The organism is Vibrio sp. TRT 21S02, assembly GCF_050113675.1.
Taxonomy (GTDB): domain Bacteria; phylum Pseudomonadota; class Gammaproteobacteria; order Enterobacterales; family Vibrionaceae; genus Vibrio.
Genome location: NZ_JBNJOI010000006.1, coordinates 327,306 through 347,914, shown reverse-complemented (window position 1 = coordinate 347,914; position 20,609 = coordinate 327,306). Strand labels below are relative to the sequence as shown.

The following is a 20,609-nucleotide window of genomic DNA, read 5'->3' as shown; positions in this document are numbered from 1 at the left end:
TTAACCTTAGTTCCTGCTCTTGAACGTTTATCCCTGCGCCATAACAGCCGTATCTTCCAGTTAAAAACCGTCCCTGAAATCCTCTCTGTTCTACTTCAGGAAATGGGGATTAACGACTATGCCTTTTCCTTAAAGCGTGACTGTGCTCAGCGTGAGTTCTGTGTTCAATACCGAGAGACCGATTTAGACTTTCTCCATCGCTTAGCGGCTGAAGAAGGTTTGGTGTACAGCTTTATCCATGAAGAGGGAAAACACACCTTGTTGTTTACTGACTCCAGTGAAAGCCTCCCTCAACTTGGTTTGCCTGTCCCTTACAACGTATTAAGTGGCGGAGCCATCGATACGCCTTACATCTCTCAACTAGAAACCCACACTCAAACGGAAGTCAGTCATACCGCATTAAAAGACTACAGCTTTAAAAAGCCCGCTTATGGGTTTGAGCAACAAGCTCTTGGCACTGAGATGACTTACCAACGCACTGACGTGTATGAACACTTTGATGCACCGGGACGTTTTAAAGACGATGACAATGGCAAAGCGTTTAACCAAATCCGCTTAGACTACCTCAGACGCGATGCCCATACTGCAACCGGAAAGAGTAACCACCCACAGCTTCAGTCTGGTTACAAGTTTGACCTGCAAGAGCACCTTGATACGGCATTAAACCGAGACTGGTTAGTGGTTTTGGTTCACCATCAAGGCACCCAACATCAAGCTTTGGAAGAAGAAGGGGGCAACGGCACCACCACTTACACCAACCAGTTCAAGTTGGTGCCCGCGAACATCACTTGGCAAGCCACGCCACAAAGTAAACCTCAGGTGGATGGCCCGATGATAGCCACTGTCGTGGGCCCTGAAGGCGAAGAAATCTTCTGTGATGAACATGGCCGAGTCAAAATCCACTTCCCTTGGGACCGATACTCTAATGGGGATGACAAGAGCTCCTGCTGGGTTCGTGTTTCACAAGGTTGGGCGGGCAGTCAATACGGCATGATGGCCATTCCTCGCATTGGTCATGAAGTCATCGTCTCATTCCTAAACGGTGACCCGGACCAGCCGATTATCACTGGCCGTACCTACCATGCGACCAACACCGCGCCTTACACACTGCCGGACAATAAAACCAAAACCGTGATACGCAGTGAAACTCATCAAGGCAGTGGCTTTAACGAAATCAGTTTTGAAGACCAAGCGGGTGTAGAGCAGGTTTACCTGCATGCTCAGAAAGACTTTGATGCAGAAATCAAGAATGACCACACCACACACATTAAGCACGATAAACACCTGACGGTGGAGAATGACAGCTTTACGCAGGTAAAAAACAACCAACATGTGACGGTGGATGGTGAGTCTCGTGAAAAGGTAACAGGCGATAAAACGGAAATTGTAGAAGCCAGCCTTCACCAGAAAATTGGCAGCTTATATGCCGTCGATGCAGGGCGAGAAATTCACCTGAAAAGTGGTGCAAAAATTGTAGTAGAAGCTGGAGCCGAAGTGACGTTAAAAGCTGGTGGCAGTTTTGTCAAAGTGGATGGCGGCGGTGTTCATGTTGTTGGTCCTGCAATTAACCTCAATGCAGGAGGTAGTGCCGGAAGTGGTAGTGGTTATGGCGGCAGTGAAGCAATTTTGCCGGGAGAGCTAGAATCTTTAGAGCCGCCAGTTGCTGCGCCGAAGATCAACTACCAAGCGTTACTACAGGCAGAAGAAGCCAATGTGCCGATGGTCAAACCATGTCCCTTGAAGGAGGCCTAACGTGCTAAAAGCTTGGTTTTCTGCAAGGCAACAAAATAACTTCTGGTTGGTAGATAAAAAGGGGTATCAAACTGTTATCCAAGCCAACCATGGCAAAGCGATTGATGACGCGATGCCATTATTCCAAGGTGAACAGTTCTCAGAAGTGCTGGATTTGAGCCCTTGGTTACTTCCAATTTCTTCAGAGCTGTTATCGCTTGCCGATGACGTTTTTACTTTTGGTATCGGGCTGAGTACCTCGGTTGAACAGATAACACTTATTCAACACCTTCGTAGCTTGCTTGTTGCGGCGTATGAAGGTGAAGAAATGATGTTTCGCTTTTACGATACTAACGTGTTAAGCCCGATGTTTGAAACTATGGATGCGGGCGAGCGCTCCGCATTTCTTGGTTGTGTGTCAGAACTTGCCATTTGCCATGACGGGGAATTAGCACAATACGATTCTGATATGACTGAGCATTGGGCGCATCAAGATGCAATATGGTGGAAGATACTACCCAAACATTTAGCTCCTTTGTACAAGGTTACGACTCACGCAAAAGCGCTGGAGCGTCGTTTTTGGCAAAAGCTACCTGATTCGATGGCGCAGCTCGATGACCCATATCAAACACTATTGACTGCAATGGAGTCAGCACAACAGCGAAACCTTTCCGCTCAAGATATTGAGTTCGTTGCAATTAAGACGTTAATGTCTGCAACCAATACCCACCTAAGCGTAATCACGCAAGCCTTTCATCTCTCTCAGGATGAACAATCACAATTAATGAATACTCAGGAGAAAATCGGATGAGAGCCACCGGTACCAGTGAATATTGTTTGCCCTGTGAAGACCTGAGTCATTGGATTGAAATCTTAATCAGAGACGAGCACAACCAACCGTTTGAAAATGTTGCAGGTGTCATCATTGATGCCACCAACAAAAAGCATGACGTAACACTTAGCGAAGAACCTATCTTACTAGAAGACCTACCTGCGGGACCTGTCAAGCTGGTGCTCAATGCTGAAGAGTGGGTGAAAGAAGCACAAGCTGATCCTCATGCAAAAAATACAGAGTGCGATCCAGTTGAAGAGTTTGCGGCTTCCTATGAAGGGCATGAAGCTTCCACAGCGCAATACTTTACAGTGACAACCGGCGATCTAACCGAACTCCCCTCCACTCTTTCGCTACCTGAACGCCACACAAAAGGGAAAGCGGACTCAGTAAGATTCCTCACCAATAAATCCTATGTATTGCGTGTAAGGGCTTATAACTTTATTACGCTACGTGTTGGGATGTTTTTTGATGGCACAGGCAACAATACGTATAGCGCCCAATGGGGTAAAAAAGAGTTAGATAAGTATTACTCGAAGTGGCGCAATAAGTACTACGTTCAAGCGAATAAAAAGATACCAGATTGGCCAAGCGATATGTTCACTTACCCAGATGATGAGAAGTTTCATTTCTTTTGGGAAGAAGATTACGCAGTGGATGGTAGCGCATCCAACGAGCTCACTAATATTCAAAAACTGCATGATTTGTATCTAGACGATATTTATCTTCCAGAGGTTAATGCATTTATTCAATCTGAGTACATCACTGGCATAGGCACTGGCAATGAAGTCGACAACACAAAACCTGCGGATGAGTCTGTATATATCGGACAAGCAACAGGGTTGGGTGACTATGGCGTCGAAGCTAAAGTAGAAACAGGCATTCAACAGTTATGTAGAAACATAATAAAAATACAAGAATCAGATGCTTATCGAGAATACCAATTTGACGGTATAAGAAAAGTTGAGTTGGATACATTTGGTTTTAGTCGAGGTGCAGCAGCAGCTCGGCACTTTGCCAATGTAGTGATTGATGGGCAAAGTGGATTGTTTGCGAAGGAGTTTGTTAAGGCGTGTAAGCAGAACAAGATCAGCTTAATCAATGCTTTTGACTGGAGTAAAAACGAATTTTGTCATATTAAATTTATTGGCTTGTTTGATACGGTAGCAGCTATTTTTGACCCTAGAAAATTAGATTTCACTCCTCATAATGATCGAAATGGGAGTGTTCGTTTGTGGCTTGATCCAAAAAGAATTGAACGAGTTGTTCATATAACTGCCCATAAGAAAACTGAGTATCGTTATAACTTTTGTTTAAACCAGATCAATCCAGCAGATCATTTTTTAGAATTTGTCGTTCCTGGCGCTCACTCAGATTTGGGAGGAGGATATCAATCTTTGCAAGCGTATAGAGAGATTTCGACAAATGGTAAGGTAGATTACCTATTACCTTTACTTGAGCGTAAACGAATTAAAAGGATTACTGAACGAGTTGGTATTTCTGGTCGAGATAATACTAAGAAAAAGGTAAGAGAGAAACTTGAGGCGGTAATTGAAAAAGAAAAGCTGCTTGGATGGCAGCATAGTGACTTCCATATCGATGATTCTAAGGTTGTTTACCGAGGTCGCCATGACCAGGCATATGTAATTGGCACCCTTGAATTAAAACGTAGAGTCGAAGGTGATCTTTCTAGGCTTTATCTCAGGGTTATGTATGGCTTTGCTGAACAGTCTGGTGTGCCTATTGGGGACCGAAATGGAAAAATTTGGAAGTCTAGCCGTGACAGTTATTATGCCGTCCCTGAATATGTAGGAAATATGGCTTTTGGAGATATTTGTGAGAAAGCACTAATGGCTGCAAAAGGAGGACAGCTCCTCAATGAGTTAGACGTAGCGCAAGCAAATGATATTCATGATAATGAAATGATGAAAAATTTATTGAAGGAGAATTTGATTCATCACTCTTCTGACGATTCAATTGCGAACAAGCCTCACAAAGAAGGAAGTACTTATGTTCGTGAAATTTTTGCATGCAAAAAGGATAGCTAAATGAGATATGTCGTGTTATGGGCGAGTTTGTTGCTGTCGATGAGCATTAATGCTTTTTCAAAGGTCCCTGATATTCCAAAAGATTTTCCTAAATGGCGGATTGGTTACGCTATGTCGTCATTTTATCCAGTTAAAGTAAACGAAGCTTATGGAATAAATGAAGAGCAAGATTGGACTTCTTATATCCACAATGAAATGCATTTTTGGCGAAGATCGAAGCTTGATTATGTAAGAAGAACACATCCTGATTATGATGGATATGGAATTGCTCTTGGTTCTCCTGTTGCCAAAAAAGATCAAGTCGCTGGAGCCACAAGCCTACCTGACTTTGTTTATATTTATTGGGCCTCACTTGCTAATGCAAAGTTTTATGTGACTAAGTTTGAATTAACGGATGAGATAAAAAAGAATATGGTGACCAAGGATGAATACATTCGCTTTGACGGGGTGAATAGGGAGTGCTATCGAACCGATATCATTTTTGGTTTTTTACCTAATGGAAATACAAAAGTATGGCTATATGGCTGTGGTGGATATACTTATCTAACAGAAATAGCTGCTGATGCTGAGTTAGAAAGAGATAATTTTGGCAATACAGCAGCAGAATATAAAGCCGATTTTGCTGAGGATATTGCTAAGCGCGCTGAAGCTGAGGGAGCAAAACTGTTCCCTATTCCTTGGGATAAAGTTAACAAAGTCTATGAATGGCAACCGCCAAAGAACAATTAAATCACACAAATAGGCAGGCGATATCGCCTGCCTTTGTCACTCGAAGTAATATACAAACATAATAATCATGCTAGGGAATAAATGATGTTGGTGAAGGTATTTCGTCGGTCTGGGGTAGTGTTAGCCTTGTGGGCTTGTGCTATCAGCGGCGCGATGGCTAGTAATGACTTAAGTGTTCTAAGTGCTGAGCAGGCGTTTGAAAAAGGTAAACTCCTGCGTTGGCAACTGCATCATCAAGAAGCACTTCCATACTTAAAACATGCAGCAGAAAAGGGCAGTGCAGAGGCTGCTTATATTTATTCTATTGAGCTTGAGGATGGCTCAGAAAAGCAAGGTGAAGAAGAATATCATTACGCGCTTAGAGCGGCTGAACAAGGCAATTTACTGGCAATGCTTAAAGTCTCTTCAAGTTCAAACCCCGAGCGAGATGAGATTAGGCAAGAATGGGAAGAAAAGACCCAACAAGCCATTTTAGAACGTGCTGAAGCAGGTAATCCTGAAGCGATGTTATTGCTTCATACCACGCTCGAAAAAGAAAAAGATAAAATGGCGTGGTTGGAAAAAGCCGTAGCAGCCAATCACCCTGAAGCGAAGTTTAAACTTGCTCAAGCTTATGAAGTCGGGTACGACTGGTTTTTCATTCCCGGAAAGCGCAGCAAAGAGACTAAGCGCTTGTATCAAGAATCGGCAGAACAAGGTTATCCACCAGCGATGAAAGCGTACATGGAACAGCTTCTCGCTAAAAAGAAAACCCGTGAAGAAGGTTTTGAATGGATGAAAAAACTCGCAGAGATTGGGCGAGCCGATAGCTTACTTTTGATCGCCAATACCTATGCGGAAGATCGCCAAATGCGTGATATTGTGCCGCAAGACAGAGTTAAAGCGCTTAGTTATCTCTACGCCTATTTTGAATCAATGGCGACTCCAAAATCTCATGACTCTTTGCATCGTGCTTATCAAAAAAAGATCGCGATACACCGTTCTTTACTAAGTGAAGAGGAAGGGTTAAAAGCTGATGCAATGGCTGAAGATTATTTGGCAAACCATACAGTGCGAGCCTACGATGATCTTTGGCAATGGGGCGTGGATTATGGTGAGCGTACAACGCCAGAACAACCTCAAAAAAACGAGGCGGGAGAATAATAAAAAATAACGCCATTTAAATTGAGTGGGAAAAAGGACGTGTTACTCTGGACACACAACATAGCTACTCTCTAGGCATGTTGTTCTTAACAGACAAATTAGTTGACTTAGACATTTGGAATAAGAATCTCCCCAGTTTCTTATTCCTTTTTTTTATCTGTTTGCTCCTCTTAACTCCTTGCTTTTTATGTTGAATTCTCTTGTTGCGCTGTCAAAATATACAACAGATAAATACATAAGGAAGTGAGTATGGCTAGGTTTGTTCTTCGAGTGACAGCAACGGCGATTGCATGCGTGTTACCGCTGAGTTCTGTGTCTGCCGATGTTGGGAATACACCATTAGTTGGTGGGGTGTTTAATTCCACCCATGTTCTCAAAAATCAAATAACGTCGTCATTGAGTTATTCGACCAAATTTGCCAGAGATTTGTCACTGTTCACTATTGGTGGGCTGACTCTAGAAGCGTACATATTGACGTTACCTTTAGAAGCTAAAACAAAAGCAAGGGTCATGAGCCAAATCGCGGACCCAAGTTATGCCATCCCTTTAGGTTATTTTCTGTATCAGTTTTATGAGCGTTACACTGGGGTCGATGACGAAGATGTATTTAAAGCTTATTTACAAACAGTTTATGATCAACAGGCGCTAAAAGGGTTTGAACATAGCTTGTTCTCTATTTCTCAGCCAACCATAAGCGAACAAACTGAACATGTAAAAGATCAAGGACATCATGAAGGCATCAAAGTCGATCGTGAGTTTATTGCTGCGATGGTCACGGTGTACGATGCGCTAGTTGATATCGGGCAGTGGCAAGCTCAAGACTACCTACCAGAACACTATCAATACCTTACCGATTCGCCAGATGACTTGGCATTGGTTGCAAAAATACAACCTATAGTGATTGGAATCATGAACCAAGCGCTTTCAGGTATGGATGAAGGTGACATGAAAGCGGCGCTACAGGCCATTGTTGATGACGGTAAACCTGAAAATCACAGTAAGGTAAACAATAAAGCACAGGCAATAACGATAACGCTCATTGACTTTGTTCGATTGAATGTACTCAAAGCATATCGACAATTTGTTTTCCAAGATGAGCGTGCAACACTTTTGTCCAATTGGTTGCAAGATGCCTTTTCCGATTCGCCACAAACGCTACTCGATTTTTTGACATCGCAGCAGAACCGACGCTTTGCAGTTCAGGTAACTGTCGATGGTTTACAACAAGGGTTAATAGAGGGGTTGGTTGACCCTGAGAAGCCGTTTTTAAAACAAGCCTATCAAACACACATCAATCAACAAAAGTTGGCCACAGAGCTACCAACAAGCTCTCCTGAACACATACAGGACGTGAGGTTTATGCATGTTCTGTCAGAACAAGTTTATAAAGATCCGTATTACTTGCCTTTTTTTAAACGGCTTTACCAAGACAGTTACAACTCGATTGCTCGCGTGGGCATTTCCTCGACTCCAACGATCAGTGTTAGAAACTTACCTATCATAAAAACAGGTGCAAAGGTGTCGGGGGAACAAGGTACAGGTATTCCAAATTTCCATTTTGTCGATCGTCATGAGGATCGTGCGTATTACTTTTTTGGCAATGACGCCTTGCAACTGGATAGATTGATGCAAGCCAACAAGGTGCAAACCATGTTTGATCGCTTAGTCCATTTAAAAACACTCAATTGCAACGCACAGTACGATTGGAATGCACATATCAGCTATGACGGTTTAGTCAACCTAGGCGCTGGTGAAGCACTGCGTGATTTTGGGGAAAAGCGTTGTTTACGAGAGCTGGAAGAGCGTGCGCAAATAGAGCAGCAACTGACAGTGGTTCGGAATAAGTTGATTGAGGATGTGCAACGCTACCAACAAATTCCTTTTTGGGATATATACACAAAGCTGACACGCAAATGGAAGTTAAAGCAAGAACTTGAAGCTTATGCAAAACTCGATAATTTTGGGATGCCAGATTACACATTGATTTACAATCCTTGGCCGGATCATTTTGCGCATTTTGTTGGCCCATTTAGTGATGAAATCATCATGCCTTCCGGAGAGCTGAATCGTTTGGATTATTGGTTAGGTCGAGTCGAAAATACCTACAAGGAAGCGGGTGTTTATGAACGAACGCTATGGGGTATGGCAGGAGATCATGGTTTAGCACCAGTTTATTATTCGCTCAACCCAGAGAAGGCCATTTTTACACCATTAGAAACAAAGCTAGGCTATTCACTGATCATCAAGAAAATATCGTCTGATGAAGGGGAAGGCCCGAAAATTACTAATGCGCTTAACTCACCATCAAATAAGCATATTGATGTTGTGGTTGCCTCTACCGCTGGTGGTAATTTTATGATGGATTTCTTTAACTCATCATCCGGCTGGCAAGTCCAGCCAACATACGCAGAGCTAACGCAGTGGCGACCACTGAACGCAGCTAACAATAACGCCGTTAATATCGTGCAAGAAAGTCTTGATTACTTAAAAGATACGCTCGACTACATGGTTATTAGAGAGACGGCCTGCGATGACAAACAGTGTGAAATACGCTTGATCGCAAATCGTGATGGACAGAGGATTGACGAGCACATTATTCGAAAAGGTGAGCGATTCTACTATGGGAAGCTTGATGGCCGTTCAGGAGAACTGTTGCAAACTCAACAGTTAAATCATTACCTGCCACCTCCAACGGAGAAAGAGTTGAATCAGTTTAGTGAGTTGGTTGAACGATGTATTCAAAGGGTGAAGCAAGAAGATCCTATGACGTGGTGCACCGCGCAAGAGTGGCGCAATTTAACGCGTTACACGCCGAGACCAGACTCTGTGGTGCAACTGGCCTATTTATATGCGGAGGATCGGGCGGGCACCATCAACCTCTTTCCACGAGAAGGTATTGGCTATAATACCAAAGTTCCCGGCCGTCATGCTGGAGAAAGCTACTTAGAGAAGGATGCATTTATCGGTTTCTGGGGCAAGCCAATCGGAGCGCAGGCAATACCATTGATCTCTGAAGCAAACGGGTCACTCGCACCGACGCTTTATCAATATCTAACAGGAGAGCAAGTGCAAGTGGGTGAACGTGGCTGGGGATACCCATCTTTAATAGATAAGTTGGACATTCAATAGCTTAGAAAAAAATGCGTGTCTCCTTGTTCTGAGAGGTTGGTAGCTAGGGTATTGCCAACTAGACTGAGTAAGTAATACTCAGTCTAAACTTTCGTTCAGGGAGGTATCATGGCCACGCAAGATATTCATCATTTCTTCCATCCTGAATCCGGCACCATCAGCTATGTGGTGTCTGATACCAGTACTGGTGAAGCCATCATTATTGATCCTGTCGCTAACTATGACCCTCATAGTGGAAAAGTTACTTTTGAATCTGCTGATGAGATCATTGGGTACATAGAAGAAAACCAGCTGCATGTGACTGCCATTATGGAGACGCATGTTCATGCGGATCATCTTACTGGCGCTTTCTATTTAAGTGAAAAGCTTAGCGCACCAATTAATGTGGCTGAAGGGGTCAAAGATGTGTATTCGGAATGGAAAGATGAGCTGCTTCTGAAAGAGTTGTACGAATTTGAACATTTCCTTTTGGATCATGAACACCTAGAGTTTGGTGATTCTGACTTAGAAGTACTGACCACACCGGGCCATACACCTTCAGATTTGACCTTTAAAATTGGTAATGCCGTGTTTGTTGGTGATGCATTATTGCACCACGGGACAGGACGTGCAGATTTTCCCGGTGGAAGCGCACATAAGATGTTCGAGTCGATATCCCATCTCTATGAGATGGATGATAAAACCGATGTGTATCTTTGCCATGATTATCCGGAAGACCCTCACAGCTTGCACCACAAAACCACAATAGGTGAAGAGAAGCATGAGAATGTGTATCTAACAGAGGAAACATCTGAAGCGCAGTTTGTCCATTTAAGGGAAGAGCGAGACAGTCATCTACCTCCTCCAAAACTGCTCAAACCCGCACTGATTTACAATTTAACAGCCCATTTGCCTGAGTCAGATAAGCGTATTAACAACTAATTTTAACGTACTTGGGTTAGCAGAAAATAGATGGCGATTTTCAAAAATAAATTGAAAATGAATCAATTAAGGAGTGGTTTTTCTTATTTGTTCAGTTAGTTATTGTAGCGCAACAATTCGAACATTCATTCAGTTTCAAATTAATGGAGAAAATTATGAGCATTGTTCGCGCTGCACAAGCCCGCTATTCAACCAAAGCTTTCGATTCGAGCCGAAAAATCACCGACGATAAAGTGGCAGAACTAAAAGAGTTGATTCGCATGAGTCCATCAAGCGTTAACTCACAGCCGTGGCATTTTATTTTGGCGAGTACTGAAGAAGGTAAAGCACGAATCGCAAAAGCGGCTCAAGGTGGCTTCTCCTTTAATGAACGTAAGATCCTTGATGCCTCTCACGTGCTGGTTTTTTGTGCCAAAACAGATATCGATGAAGAGTATTTGCTAGAGGTACTACAAAGTGAAGAGGAAGCGGGTCGTTTTGCTGATGAAGAGTCAAAGCAAGCGATGCACGGTGGACGTTCGTACTTTGTAAATATGCACCGCTATGACTTAAAAGACGTAAAGCATTGGATGGAAAAACAAGTGTATCTCAATGTGGGTACCTTGTTACTGGGTGCAGCAGCGATGGATATTGATGCGGTTCCAATTGAAGGGTTTGATGCTAATGTACTTGATGAAGAGTTTGGTCTTCGTCAGCAAGGCTTTACTGGTGTTGTGATTGTTCCGTTAGGCTATCACAGTGAAGATGATTTTAATGCGAAGCTACCAAAGTCCCGTTTTGCTCAAGAGCAAGTTTTTACGGAGTGTTAAGCAATGGTTCATTTGTTAGCGGAAGTAAAGGCGCATAACGAACACATTGCCCAAGTTGAGGTATTACTCCGAGGGTTGCTCGAACCAACCCGCAATGAGAAAGGGTGTTGTCAGTATGAGCTGCATGCTGACTCAAAAATCCCTGGTCTTTTCTTGCTTCAGGAAATTTGGTGTTCTCAAGAAAGCTTAGATACTCACATGCAGACGGAGCACTTTCAAAGCTTTAAGCAGATCTGTGAAGATCGCGATCTCCTAGAATACGTTCAACTGCGTCCTTTGCAGTTTCTTGGTTAGATCTCCATGGTTGCCAGTACTTGTTTTCGTTGCTGGCAACACTTCTCTTGCACAAAATCACGAAACTTGCGGATTGTTGGGTTTAGCAGTCGGCGATCTGCACACATCATGTAGAGAGGCACAGGTCCACAATCCCACTCGGGCAAGACCCTAACCAAACGTCCATCCAAAATATCTTGGCTGATGTCCATTAGTGATTTATTGGCAATCCCTTTTCCTTTCAAAGCTTGGCGGTGAACGACTTCGCTGTCGTTACTGGTTGGATTTCCGCTGACAATCAGTGTTTCTTGATGGCCATTTTGTGTCAATGTCCATTTGTTATACAGAGTATCGGAAACCATATAACACAGGCAGTTATGTTCAATCAGATCTTGTGGTTGGGTGATGGTTGGATGGTTTGCTATGTATTCAGGTGAGGCACAGAGAATGCGTTCATTTTCATTACACACCGCAATAGCGACTAAATTGGAATCTGCTGGCTCTCCATAGCGTATCGCAATATCTACAGGTTTGCTGTACATGTCCGTTAAGCTATCGGAAAGCTCCAGTTTAATCGTCACTTTTGGATGGCTTTCGATGAACTCATCAATCCAATTGAGCAGCAGATTGCGACCAAAATCTGATGGGGCGGTAATGTAGAGTTGTCCGGCAAGTTCTCCGCGATGACAGGCGATTTGATCTAACCCTTCCTGCAGTATGCCGAGTGCCGTTTGGGTTTTTTCGAGAAAGATCTCTCCTTCTCCGGTCAGGCGCAAGTTGCGGGTAGATCGGACAAATAAAGGGAACCCAACTTGTTGTTCAAGGCGCTTAATTGTGGCACTAACAGCCGCAGGCGTGACATCTAATCTGTTGGCGGCTTTAGAAAAACTACCTTGGCGGGAAGTTTCAACAAAAATATTGAGATCGTTGAGGGCTTTCACAACCTGTCCTCAGAACGTAATAGCTTTAGTATAACCACACTATACGCTCACAAACGCTGGCTGCAAATAAAGATTAGTTGTTGCTAATGTTAATTATTTGTGAATCTCGATCATGATTTATCGTCACGTAACTTTACCTTATTTGTGACGGGGAGTAGGTTTAATGTTAGGTAATCCATAGGAGGTACTGCAATGACAGAACTCAGTGGTTTTAACCGAGCTATTGTAGAAAAGCGTATTGAATGGACGCCTGAGCTATTCAGTTTACGACTCAATGGAGCGCACCTCGACTTTAAGGCCGGCCAGTTCACTAAACTGGCGTTGCATGGTGAGGACGGCAAGGTGATTAGCCGTGCTTACTCATTAGTGAATGCACCTTTTGCCAGTTGTGATTGGCTCGAATTTCTTATCGTGGCAAACCCGCAAGGACAGCTCAGTCCCAAGTTACAAGAATTGCAAGAAGGGCAAACACTTTATGTGGGAGCAACGGCCCATGGAGAGCTAATTTTTGACTCGATACCTAAAACGACGAAAGACTTGTGGCTTATTTCAACAGGGACGGGGATTGGCCCGTTTCTTTCTCTATTAGACGACATCAATATGCGGCCAGGGTGTGACAACATTGTTTTGGTACACGGGGTGCGACACGAAAAAGACTTGGTGTATCGATACCTTATCGACCAACTGCTGACTCAATATGAAGGGCGCTTACAATACGTGCCTGTGATCAGTCGAGAGGCCCCACAAGGTGTATTGCATGGACGGATTCCAGAGCTAATTGCCAATGGTTCATTGAGCCGCTTTTCGGGTGTCTCCATGTTGCCAGAGCACAGCTTCGTGATGTTATGTGGCAACCCAGACATGATTCGTGATACCTCATCGGTGTTGCAGCAGCAGGGCTTACGTAAACACAGAAGGCGTGAGCCGGGCAACTTCATCTTTGAACGGTATTGGTGATAACGTTAGTTATCGAATGGCACTTGATTGAGTTCCCACATTTCTAACACATGTGTCGGATTATGACAGGTGCCAAGTAGAATCTGATATTTCGGATCGTATGGCTCGCCTATGTAGGTTGTACGAATGAGTTCGCCAGTTTTTAGGTCAATCTGCGTCACAACACGTCCTTTGAAGTTATGAAAAACGGCAAACTGTTCACTGGAATACAGGAGTTGTTCACGGTAAAACCAAAAATGATCGGCGGTTTGTGTCAATTCGCATTTCAAAGGCAGGGAATAAGGGTCGGCGGTGTTTGCCGGCGTGGATAAAAGCAGGAATGCCAACATGATGCTCTGCATAGAAAGTTCCTTTTCTATACCTTTATTGCATTAAGTATAGGCGTGCTTTTCTATTGTTGTAGCACGCATGGATACTAATTTTCTATTGCGCCTCTAATGTTGAATGGTAGCATCTTATGTTCGTTTTCAAGGAAGAGAGACGATGAAGATAAAAATTGACGATTTAACCCATGATGCAGTCGTTGCATTATTAGAAGAGCATCTTGCGGATATGAACGCTACTTCGCCACCAGAAAGTGTTCACGCACTTGATTTGTCGGCACTCAAAGTTCCTTCAGTGACATTCTGGACTGGGTGGGAAGAGGACGGATTATTAGGCTGTATTGCACTAAAAGCGTTAAGCCATTCCCATGCAGAAATTAAATCGATGCGGACAAGTCGAACAGCACGGCAACAAGGGGTTGCATCACGTTTACTACGACATGTTTTAAACTACGCAAAACAATCGGGTTACCAGCGCATTAGTTTGGAAACGGGAAGTATGTGCTTTTTTGAACCAGCTCGAGCGTTATATGAAAAGCATGGCTTTAGCTATTGTGAACCATTTGGTGATTATCTGCCTGATCCAAATAGTAAATTCATGACATTAAAGCTCGCTTAAGTGTTTGGAATAAAAGAAAGGCCAGTATCACGCTGGCCTTTATCATTCTGATGACTTACTGACTTAAATTAGAAGCCTTTGATGTTTTCCGCTTCTAGTTCAGAGAAGTATTTCACTGTTTTTACTTTCAGTTCTTGAGTTGCAGGCTCGTCACATACAATTACTGATTTAGGGTGTAATTGTAGCGCTGAAACTGTCCAAAGGTGGTTTACACAACCTTCAACTGCAGCTTCTAGAGCAAGCGCTTTGTTGTGACCTGTAACTAGAATCATGATTTCTTCAGCATCAAGAAGAGTGCCAACACCGATAGTTAGTGAGTATTTTGGTACTTGGTTCATGTCACCGTCGAAGAAGCGAGAGTTTGCGATGCGCGTATCTTCAGTCAGTGTCTTAATACGAGTACGTGAAGACAGAGAAGATGCAGGTTCGTTAAACGCAATGTGACCGTCGTTACCTACGCCACCCATGAATAGGTTGATTTTACCGTAAGACTTAATTTTGTCTTCGTAGCGTTGGCATTCTGCTTCGTGATCTTCAGCATTACCGTTTAGCAGGTTGATGTTCTCTTCCTGAATATCGATGTGGTTGAAGAAGTTAGTGTACATGAATGAGCGGTATGACTCTGGGTGGTCTGCTGGTAGACCAACGTACTCATCCATGTTGAAAGTAACAACGTGCTTAAAGCTTACTTCACCAGCTTTGTGCAGTTCGATAAGAGCTTTATAAGTAGCAAGTGGAGTACCACCAGTTGGCAGACCAAGTACGAACGGACGTTCTGCAGTTGGTTGGTATGCATTGATACGTTTAACAATGTGTGCTGCTGCCCATTTACCGACTTGTGCTGCGTTGTTTAACGGGATAAGTCTCATTTTTTGCCCCTAATAGTTGGAATTCGTTGCTCTAAGATAATTAATTCGCATTATAAAATAAGTTAAATGGAACCGCTATTGTTTTTGGTCAATTTTTCTCTGTTTCTTAGCTAAGTATTTTAAAGATGAGACAGCATTCGTTTGCTTGATTCAGTTTAGGCAAAGCCAATGGATTCAATGTGCGATAATTTTCTGTGCCAAATTAAGCCTAATCCCCTGTTTATACAAGGTTGCTTTCTCTACAAACACTATACTTGCTTAATATAGAGACGTATTGAGCGGGCTGTATCACTTTCCTGATGCATGAATCTCATCTTGTTCTCTTGCTGGGGTAACATAAGTACTTAATTTTTGACTGATGCTGCCGCTAATAGATAAAGCGGGGTGTGTTGGAACACGTATAGAGGCCTAACGGCTAGGAAGAAAGAAGTCAGAATGAATTTAATCGGGATCGCAATCGGTGCAACTGGATTACTCTTGCTGTTTATGTTCGGCTGGATGCTGGTGCTATCGCTGAGGAAAAAACGGTTGGAGCAGGAGCGGAAACAACGCGAAATTGCTTATCGCAAAGCGATTGAGAAAAACCGAAAGCAAGAGCAGGAAGAGCGAGTACACAAAGCCGAAAATGGCCACATTCCCACCATATTGTTTCTAGCAAAAGAAGCGGAACGAACCAATCCAAGAGAAGCACTTTACTGGTACAACAAAGCGGCAAATTTAGACAATGTGACTGGCATGTACGGCATATTACGCATCTCTGAAAAGATGCGTGATGATGCGATACTCCGCCAGCAAATTAAATATTGGAAAATATGTATTGCCGCACTTGAAGGTAGCGTGTCGTCTAAATTCGAAATGGGGCAGGCCCTCTTTTTCGGCCGAGGAACAGAAATTAACGTTGCAAAAGCAATACGTATTATTGAAGACGCTGCCAAACAGAACCATCTAGATTCAATGATCTTTCTTGGTGATTGGTACCAATCACCAAACAATCCTGAACGGGAACCAAATCAATCGATAGAATGGTATCGCAAAGCGGCGCAGCTAAAGAGTAATGAAGGACGCATGAAACTTGGTTTGTGCTATGTCCATGGTACTGGCGTGGCGGCGAACTTTGATAAAGGGTGTTATTGGTTAGAGAGGGCAGCGGAGAAAGGTTACACCGAAGCGATGTATAAAGCGGGTGAAACTTGGATGGATACCAGTACCAACGGGAATGCCATTGCCTATATTTGGTTGTTTCTTGCAGGCCAACTTGGCCATGATGGCGCGAGGATGCTTCGTGATCAGGTTGCGCTGAATATTGGTGTCGATACTGTCGTCGGGTTGCAGTCGCTTTCAAAGCCAATGCTAAAACGAATTAAGGAAAATAAAGTCGGTAAGCACTCGATTATCAAAGCATTAAACAAGCTTTATAAGCGTAAACTTCAGTTACAAGAGAGCGATGATGTTGTCACAGCAGAACCTGAGACGTCAATTATCGAAAATGAAGTCCATGAGTCAGTAGAGCCGGCATTGGCTGAACCTGAGAAAGCAGAGGCAGAGAAATTGGATTTCACCGATACCTCAATGGGAAAAAAGTAACTCAATAGCTGAAGCATATCGGTATTGGCTAGAAAAAAGGCTCGCATTGCGAGCCTTTTCTGATCATGTTGTGGGTTAACCTTGTTGCTTTTGTTTCGCTTTGCAAACCGCAGCAGTGAACACCACATCTGTCGAGCTATTGAGCGCAGTTTCTGCTGAGTCTTGAACTACACCAATAATAAAACCAACCGCAACAACCTGCATTGCAACTTCATTTGGAATACCAAACAGGCCACATGCCAGTGGGATCAATAACAATGAACCACCGGCGACACCTGATGCACCACACGCTGATACCGCAGCAACGATACTCAGTAGAAGAGCCGTAAGCAGATCAACTTCAATTCCCATAGTGTGAACCGCAGCTAACGTTAGAACAGTGATGGTAATTGCAGCACCAGCCATATTGATTGTTGCGCCAAGTGGAATGGAAACAGAATAAGTATCTTCATCCAGCTTTAGTTTTTCACAAAGTGCCATATTGACGGGGATGTTTGCTGCACTTGAACGCGTGAAGAAGGCAGTAACGCCACTTTCTTTCAAACATTTGAATACCAGTGGGTATGGGTTTTCGCCTGTTTTCACCAAAACGATGATTGGGTTAACGACGAGAGCAATAAACGCCATTGCACTAAGTAGTACAAACAGAAGGTGAGCATAGCCTGCAAGAGCTTCGAAGCCAGTCGTTGCTAGCGTTGAAGAAACCAGACCGAAAATACCAAATGGTGCGAGACGAATGATGAAGCGAACGATTTGAGAGACGCCATGGCTGAGATCTTCAAATACTGCTTTTGTTGTGCCGGAGGCATGGTGTAGTGCAAGACCAAGTCCAACAGCCCAAGCAAGAATACCAATGTAGTTTGCACTCATCAGTGCGTTTACTGGGTTATCAACCAGTTTAAACAATAGAGTATTTAGTACTTCACCAATGCCTTGCGGTGGCGTTGCACCCTCTGCACCGGCAACAAGCGTTAATGTGGTTGGAAAAAGGAAACTCAGTACAACTGCGGTAAGTGCAGCGGTAAATGTACCAAAAAGGTAGAGAACCACAATGGGACGCATGTAAGTGTGTTGGTTTTTCTTTTGGTTTGCGATAGAAGCTGCAACCAAGATAAAAACAAGGATTGGCGCGACGGCTTTTAGTGCACCTACAAATAAGCTTCCTAATAACCCGACGCTTTGAGCGGATTCTGGTGAAATAGTCGCTAATGCCACACCGAGAATAATACCGGCGAGGATCTGCAGTACCAGATTTCCACGTGCAAAACGGGCAAAAATAGAGTTGTGTTGCATAGTAATACCTGCAATGAATAGATTTATAAATTTATAGTAACTACAGTTATTTTTAACTGAGACCGCTAATACTATCGTGTTGAAATATTGTGTCTAGAATTAATTTAAAATTGGCGGAATAGTTTGAGTATTTGTTAATTGTGTGGCTTTTGTGTTGTTTGTGGCGTGATCTATGTAATAAAAAAGGGGCGAGTGCCCCTTTAGTGTTTTATATCAGTAACTAACATATTCTGATTAGTGGTTGTGCTTATGTTTCATACCACTCATGACTTTTTTTACGGGAGCGTTGAAGGTGAACTTTTGGCCGTTAGCAAATGTCAGTTGTACGTCGATATCATCACCTTCTACGAGCGGTTTTTTTAAATCAAACAACATGATATGTAGACTGCCAGGTTTTAGTTCGACTTTCCCTTTTGCCGGGATAGTGATTTTGTCGACTTGACGCATTTTCATCACATCACCTTCTTTGATAACGTCATGCAGTTCGACTTTTCCAGCAGCATCGGTGGTGGCTGAAACAATGTATCGGTCTTCTTGGCCACGGTTCATCAGCTCAGTGAAGACGGCACTGGTTTGTGCGCTTGGTGGCATCGCACGTGCGTAGGCGCCATGTGCCATAAAGTCCATTTTTGCATGTGCAAGTGGGCTAAGAGCAAGTGTTGCAAGCAATAGCGTTTTAAGCTTCATTATTATTTTCCTTTTGAAGTAATTGTTGTAATGGCTTCGACTAAAGGTGCTGGTGTTAAGGTATGAGGAACTTTGGTTATTAAGCTGCCATCAGGCTTTAAGAAATAAAAATATGAGCTGTGGTCTAATGTGTACTTTAGCTCTGAATTCTCTAATTCAGTTTTACGGAAAATGACGCCATAACGATGAGCAAGCGGCGTCGTAACAGTGAGTGGTGCCGATAAGCCTTCGATCATTGGATGGAAGTATTGAGCGTACTTATTTGCATCGTTAGGGGCATCGCGTTCAGGGTCTAATGATATGAACACCGGACGAAGCTGGCTTTTTGCCTGTTCGTCTATTTGATTGAGCGCACCAGCTAGCATTGCAAGTGATGTCGGGCAGACGTCAGGGCAGCGAGTAAAACCAAAATAAATAATACGAATCCGCGGATCTTGTGCGTCAAATAACTCGACGGGAGCCCCTTCTTTACCAAACAATACTGAAGAATTTTCCGTTGGTTCGGAGGCCTTTTGGACGGACTTTTCGGCATCTAGATAAGCTTTTAAGCCAAAACCTAATGCAAATGCGACAACTAAAATCAGAGACCAGTTTTTGCTCATCGTTCCATCCTTACGGCAGTATTGATTGTTGTTGCTCCATCGCTGATATGACCGATCCAAGTCATAGCATCGGTCGTACAGACAGGCAGTAAGATTTCACCAGAAAAAGTATTATTACCTGTTGGCGTGAGTAAGAATTTGGCTTGACCCATATCCATTTCCATCCCTTCAAGTTGAAGTTCCAAAAAGTCTTTTTGAGAGTCTGGCCATTCAACGCTGATCTTCGCAGGCATCAGAGGCTGGGCGACATCTCGATCTAAAGCGAGCTTTATTTCACCCTTCTGGCAGCCTTGAGTTGATAGTATACAGTACTCGTCTAGATCAATAGTTCGATTGGAAGCAGACAGCCAATTTGTAATGTCGCTAATGAAGAAGCCCGCTCCAAGCATGAGGCCAATGGCGATGATTTTTACAACGGAATGCATGTGATAAATCACTCACTATATTGTTTGAGACGGGATGGTAGCACAGTGAATTTGCTTGTTTGTGACCGCAGAATAAATCTGTGGTTAGTATCAAATAACACCGATGACTAACGGTTGGCATTGGCGATATAGCTTTGTTTATGTATCCCATAAATCGCATGGTTGAGGATTTGTCCATTTATATTTTCAGCATGAGTAATAATCCCTTCTAAGCTCATTCCTACACGCTTAGCAAGGTTGCGACTTGGGGTGTTATTTTCTGCAGCGGCTAGCTGGACTTTTTCCATTTGGAGCTCATTGAATGCGATATCAATGAGTTTAGAAACCACTTGTGTCATGATTCCTTTCCCTTGATGGTGGCACGAAAGCCAATAACCAACCTCAACCATTTTCCGTGAATGATCGATTCGATTAAAGCTGCAATTTCCAACAATTTCTCCTTTATAGAGGATGCTGCAGGTCATAGATGTACCGTCTGCATAGTCATGCAACATTTTTTGTGCGAACTCACGAAAGTGTTGCTCTGTGTGACAGTGTTTCGGCCAAGCAAGCCATTGTGCAAGATACGCTGTTTGAGTGGTTACTAAGGCTGCATACTGCTTTGCAAAAGCAGGTTGAATGAGAGCAAGGGATAAGTCTTTATTAATGCGTTTAGTAAACATATCGATTCCTTGATAATTATAAGAATAAAGTA

Annotated in this window: 20 protein-coding genes; 12 read left to right on the top strand and 8 right to left on the bottom strand. The window is 43.3% G+C overall.

Features of this window, described 5'->3' with window-relative positions; translation table 11 throughout:
• The 9 genes from tssI to ACQEXU_RS11045 all read left to right on the top strand — a co-directional run.
• On the top strand, positions 1 to 1,752 hold a 1,752-nt coding region (gene tssI, locus ACQEXU_RS11085), incomplete at its 5' end, for a type VI secretion system tip protein TssI/VgrG (protein ID WP_427010861.1).
• 1 nt (position 1,753) lies between these two features.
• Entirely contained in the window at positions 1,754 to 2,542 is a 789-nt protein-coding gene (locus ACQEXU_RS11080) for a DUF4123 domain-containing protein (RefSeq protein WP_427010860.1), read from the top strand.
• Positions 2,539 to 4,611 (top strand): phospholipase effector Tle1 domain-containing protein, encoded by a 2,073-nt coding sequence (locus ACQEXU_RS11075; protein WP_427010859.1) that lies wholly within the window; start codon positions 2,539 to 2,541, stop codon positions 4,609 to 4,611. The genes ACQEXU_RS11080 and ACQEXU_RS11075 overlap by 4 nt, the downstream gene beginning before the upstream one ends.
• Positions 4,612 to 5,340, top strand: a complete 729-nt coding sequence (locus ACQEXU_RS11070; protein WP_427010858.1) for a DUF2931 family protein — start codon at positions 4,612 to 4,614, stop codon at positions 5,338 to 5,340.
• 84 nt (positions 5,341 to 5,424) lie between these two features.
• Entirely contained in the window at positions 5,425 to 6,483 is a 1,059-nt protein-coding gene (locus ACQEXU_RS11065) for a tetratricopeptide repeat protein (RefSeq protein WP_427010857.1), read from the top strand.
• Between the two features lie 249 nt (positions 6,484 to 6,732).
• Positions 6,733 to 9,612 carry an alkaline phosphatase family protein gene (locus tag ACQEXU_RS11060; protein ID WP_427010856.1) on the top strand — a complete coding sequence of 960 codons (2,880 nt, stop codon included), beginning with the start codon at positions 6,733 to 6,735 and terminating at the stop codon, positions 9,610 to 9,612.
• Positions 9,613 to 9,720: 108 nt separating this feature from the next.
• On the top strand, positions 9,721 to 10,533 hold the full coding sequence (locus ACQEXU_RS11055; protein WP_367990395.1) for an MBL fold metallo-hydrolase: 813 nt from the start codon (positions 9,721 to 9,723) through the stop codon (positions 10,531 to 10,533).
• 155 nt (positions 10,534 to 10,688) lie between these two features.
• Entirely contained in the window at positions 10,689 to 11,342 is a 654-nt protein-coding gene (nfsB, locus tag ACQEXU_RS11050) for an oxygen-insensitive NAD(P)H nitroreductase (protein ID WP_427010855.1), read from the top strand.
• Positions 11,343 to 11,345: 3 nt separating this feature from the next.
• Positions 11,346 to 11,636, top strand: a complete 291-nt coding sequence (locus tag ACQEXU_RS11045; RefSeq protein ID WP_367990393.1) for a putative quinol monooxygenase — start codon at positions 11,346 to 11,348, stop codon at positions 11,634 to 11,636.
• Here ACQEXU_RS11045 and ACQEXU_RS11040 read toward each other — a convergent pair.
• Complete coding sequence (locus tag ACQEXU_RS11040) at positions 11,633 to 12,556, bottom strand: LysR substrate-binding domain-containing protein (protein ID WP_427010854.1); 924 nt, start codon at positions 12,554 to 12,556, stop codon at positions 11,633 to 11,635. The two genes, ACQEXU_RS11045 and ACQEXU_RS11040, sit on opposite strands and share 4 nt — an antisense overlap.
• 192 nt (positions 12,557 to 12,748) lie before the next feature.
• Here ACQEXU_RS11040 and ACQEXU_RS11035 point away from each other — a divergent pair, with 192 nt between their 5' ends.
• Positions 12,749 to 13,513 carry a ferredoxin--NADP reductase gene (locus tag ACQEXU_RS11035; protein WP_427010853.1) on the top strand — a complete coding sequence of 255 codons (765 nt, stop codon included), beginning with the start codon at positions 12,749 to 12,751 and terminating at the stop codon, positions 13,511 to 13,513.
• A gap of 5 nt (positions 13,514 to 13,518) precedes the next feature.
• On the opposite strand, the gene ACQEXU_RS11030 is transcribed toward ACQEXU_RS11035, so the two are convergent.
• Positions 13,519 to 13,854: a hypothetical protein gene (locus tag ACQEXU_RS11030; protein WP_367990390.1), complete on the bottom strand. Its 336-nt coding sequence runs from the start codon at positions 13,852 to 13,854 to the stop codon at positions 13,519 to 13,521.
• A 142-nt stretch (positions 13,855 to 13,996) separates the two neighbouring features.
• Between ACQEXU_RS11030 and ACQEXU_RS11025 the strand changes: the two genes are divergently transcribed.
• Positions 13,997 to 14,455 carry a GNAT family N-acetyltransferase gene (locus ACQEXU_RS11025; RefSeq protein WP_427010852.1) on the top strand — a complete coding sequence of 153 codons (459 nt, stop codon included), beginning with the start codon at positions 13,997 to 13,999 and terminating at the stop codon, positions 14,453 to 14,455.
• 68 nt (positions 14,456 to 14,523) lie between these two features.
• Here ACQEXU_RS11025 and nagB read toward each other — a convergent pair whose 3' ends face one another.
• Positions 14,524 to 15,324 (bottom strand): glucosamine-6-phosphate deaminase, encoded by an 801-nt coding sequence (gene nagB, locus ACQEXU_RS11020; RefSeq protein WP_367990388.1) that lies wholly within the window; start codon positions 15,322 to 15,324, stop codon positions 14,524 to 14,526.
• 435 nt (positions 15,325 to 15,759) lie between these two features.
• On the opposite strand from nagB, the gene ACQEXU_RS11015 reads away from it, so the two are divergent.
• Positions 15,760 to 16,908: a tetratricopeptide repeat protein gene (locus ACQEXU_RS11015; protein WP_427010851.1), complete on the top strand. Its 1,149-nt coding sequence runs from the start codon at positions 15,760 to 15,762 to the stop codon at positions 16,906 to 16,908.
• A 75-nt stretch (positions 16,909 to 16,983) separates the two neighbouring features.
• Here the strand turns inward: ACQEXU_RS11015 and sstT are convergent, their stop codons facing one another.
• The 5 genes from sstT to ACQEXU_RS10990 form a co-directional block, all read right to left on the bottom strand.
• Positions 16,984 to 18,201 (bottom strand): serine/threonine transporter SstT, encoded by a 1,218-nt coding sequence (gene sstT, locus ACQEXU_RS11010; RefSeq protein WP_427010850.1) that lies wholly within the window; start codon positions 18,199 to 18,201, stop codon positions 16,984 to 16,986.
• Positions 18,202 to 18,435: 234 nt separating this feature from the next.
• Positions 18,436 to 18,888 carry a copper chaperone PCu(A)C gene (locus ACQEXU_RS11005; protein ID WP_427010849.1) on the bottom strand — a complete coding sequence of 151 codons (453 nt, stop codon included), beginning with the start codon at positions 18,886 to 18,888 and terminating at the stop codon, positions 18,436 to 18,438.
• A gap of 2 nt (positions 18,889 to 18,890) precedes the next feature.
• The gene (locus tag ACQEXU_RS11000) at positions 18,891 to 19,490 is read right to left on the bottom strand and encodes an SCO family protein (RefSeq protein ID WP_427010848.1); all 600 of its coding nucleotides are present in this window, start codon (positions 19,488 to 19,490) and stop codon (positions 18,891 to 18,893) included.
• Positions 19,487 to 19,915, bottom strand: a complete 429-nt coding sequence (locus ACQEXU_RS10995; protein WP_427010847.1) for a hypothetical protein — start codon at positions 19,913 to 19,915, stop codon at positions 19,487 to 19,489. The genes ACQEXU_RS11000 and ACQEXU_RS10995 overlap by 4 nt, the downstream gene beginning before the upstream one ends.
• 107 nt (positions 19,916 to 20,022) lie before the next feature.
• A complete protein-coding gene (locus ACQEXU_RS10990; RefSeq protein ID WP_427010846.1) occupies positions 20,023 to 20,577 on the bottom strand; it encodes a GNAT family N-acetyltransferase in 555 nt (184 codons plus the stop codon).
• Between the last annotated feature and the right edge of the window lie 32 nt (positions 20,578 to 20,609).

What these genes read in the sequence shown, in the direction of transcription:
- ACQEXU_RS11030 (WP_367990390.1), bottom strand. Translation starts at nt 13,854, where the DNA reads ATGCAGAGCATCATGTTGGCATTCCTGCTTTTATCCACGCCGGCAAAC.
- ACQEXU_RS11045 (WP_367990393.1), top strand. Translation starts at nt 11,346, where the DNA reads ATGGTTCATTTGTTAGCGGAAGTAAAGGCGCATAACGAACACATTGCC.
- nagB (WP_367990388.1), bottom strand. Translation starts at nt 15,324, where the DNA reads ATGAGACTTATCCCGTTAAACAACGCAGCACAAGTCGGTAAATGGGCA.
- ACQEXU_RS10995 (WP_427010847.1), bottom strand. Translation starts at nt 19,915, where the DNA reads ATGCATTCCGTTGTAAAAATCATCGCCATTGGCCTCATGCTTGGAGCG.
- ACQEXU_RS11025 (WP_427010852.1), top strand. Translation starts at nt 13,997, where the DNA reads ATGAAGATAAAAATTGACGATTTAACCCATGATGCAGTCGTTGCATTA.
- ACQEXU_RS11070 (WP_427010858.1), top strand. Translation starts at nt 4,612, where the DNA reads ATGAGATATGTCGTGTTATGGGCGAGTTTGTTGCTGTCGATGAGCATT.
- ACQEXU_RS11060 (WP_427010856.1), top strand. Translation starts at nt 6,733, where the DNA reads ATGGCTAGGTTTGTTCTTCGAGTGACAGCAACGGCGATTGCATGCGTG.
- sstT (WP_427010850.1), bottom strand. Translation starts at nt 18,201, where the DNA reads ATGCAACACAACTCTATTTTTGCCCGTTTTGCACGTGGAAATCTGGTA.
- ACQEXU_RS11075 (WP_427010859.1), top strand. Translation starts at nt 2,539, where the DNA reads ATGAGAGCCACCGGTACCAGTGAATATTGTTTGCCCTGTGAAGACCTG.
- ACQEXU_RS10990 (WP_427010846.1), bottom strand. Translation starts at nt 20,577, where the DNA reads ATGTTTACTAAACGCATTAATAAAGACTTATCCCTTGCTCTCATTCAA.
- ACQEXU_RS11015 (WP_427010851.1), top strand. Translation starts at nt 15,760, where the DNA reads ATGAATTTAATCGGGATCGCAATCGGTGCAACTGGATTACTCTTGCTG.
- ACQEXU_RS11035 (WP_427010853.1), top strand. Translation starts at nt 12,749, where the DNA reads ATGACAGAACTCAGTGGTTTTAACCGAGCTATTGTAGAAAAGCGTATT.
- ACQEXU_RS11005 (WP_427010849.1), bottom strand. Translation starts at nt 18,888, where the DNA reads ATGAAGCTTAAAACGCTATTGCTTGCAACACTTGCTCTTAGCCCACTT.
- ACQEXU_RS11065 (WP_427010857.1), top strand. Translation starts at nt 5,425, where the DNA reads ATGTTGGTGAAGGTATTTCGTCGGTCTGGGGTAGTGTTAGCCTTGTGG.
- ACQEXU_RS11055 (WP_367990395.1), top strand. Translation starts at nt 9,721, where the DNA reads ATGGCCACGCAAGATATTCATCATTTCTTCCATCCTGAATCCGGCACC.
- ACQEXU_RS11000 (WP_427010848.1), bottom strand. Translation starts at nt 19,490, where the DNA reads ATGAGCAAAAACTGGTCTCTGATTTTAGTTGTCGCATTTGCATTAGGT.
- nfsB (WP_427010855.1), top strand. Translation starts at nt 10,689, where the DNA reads ATGAGCATTGTTCGCGCTGCACAAGCCCGCTATTCAACCAAAGCTTTC.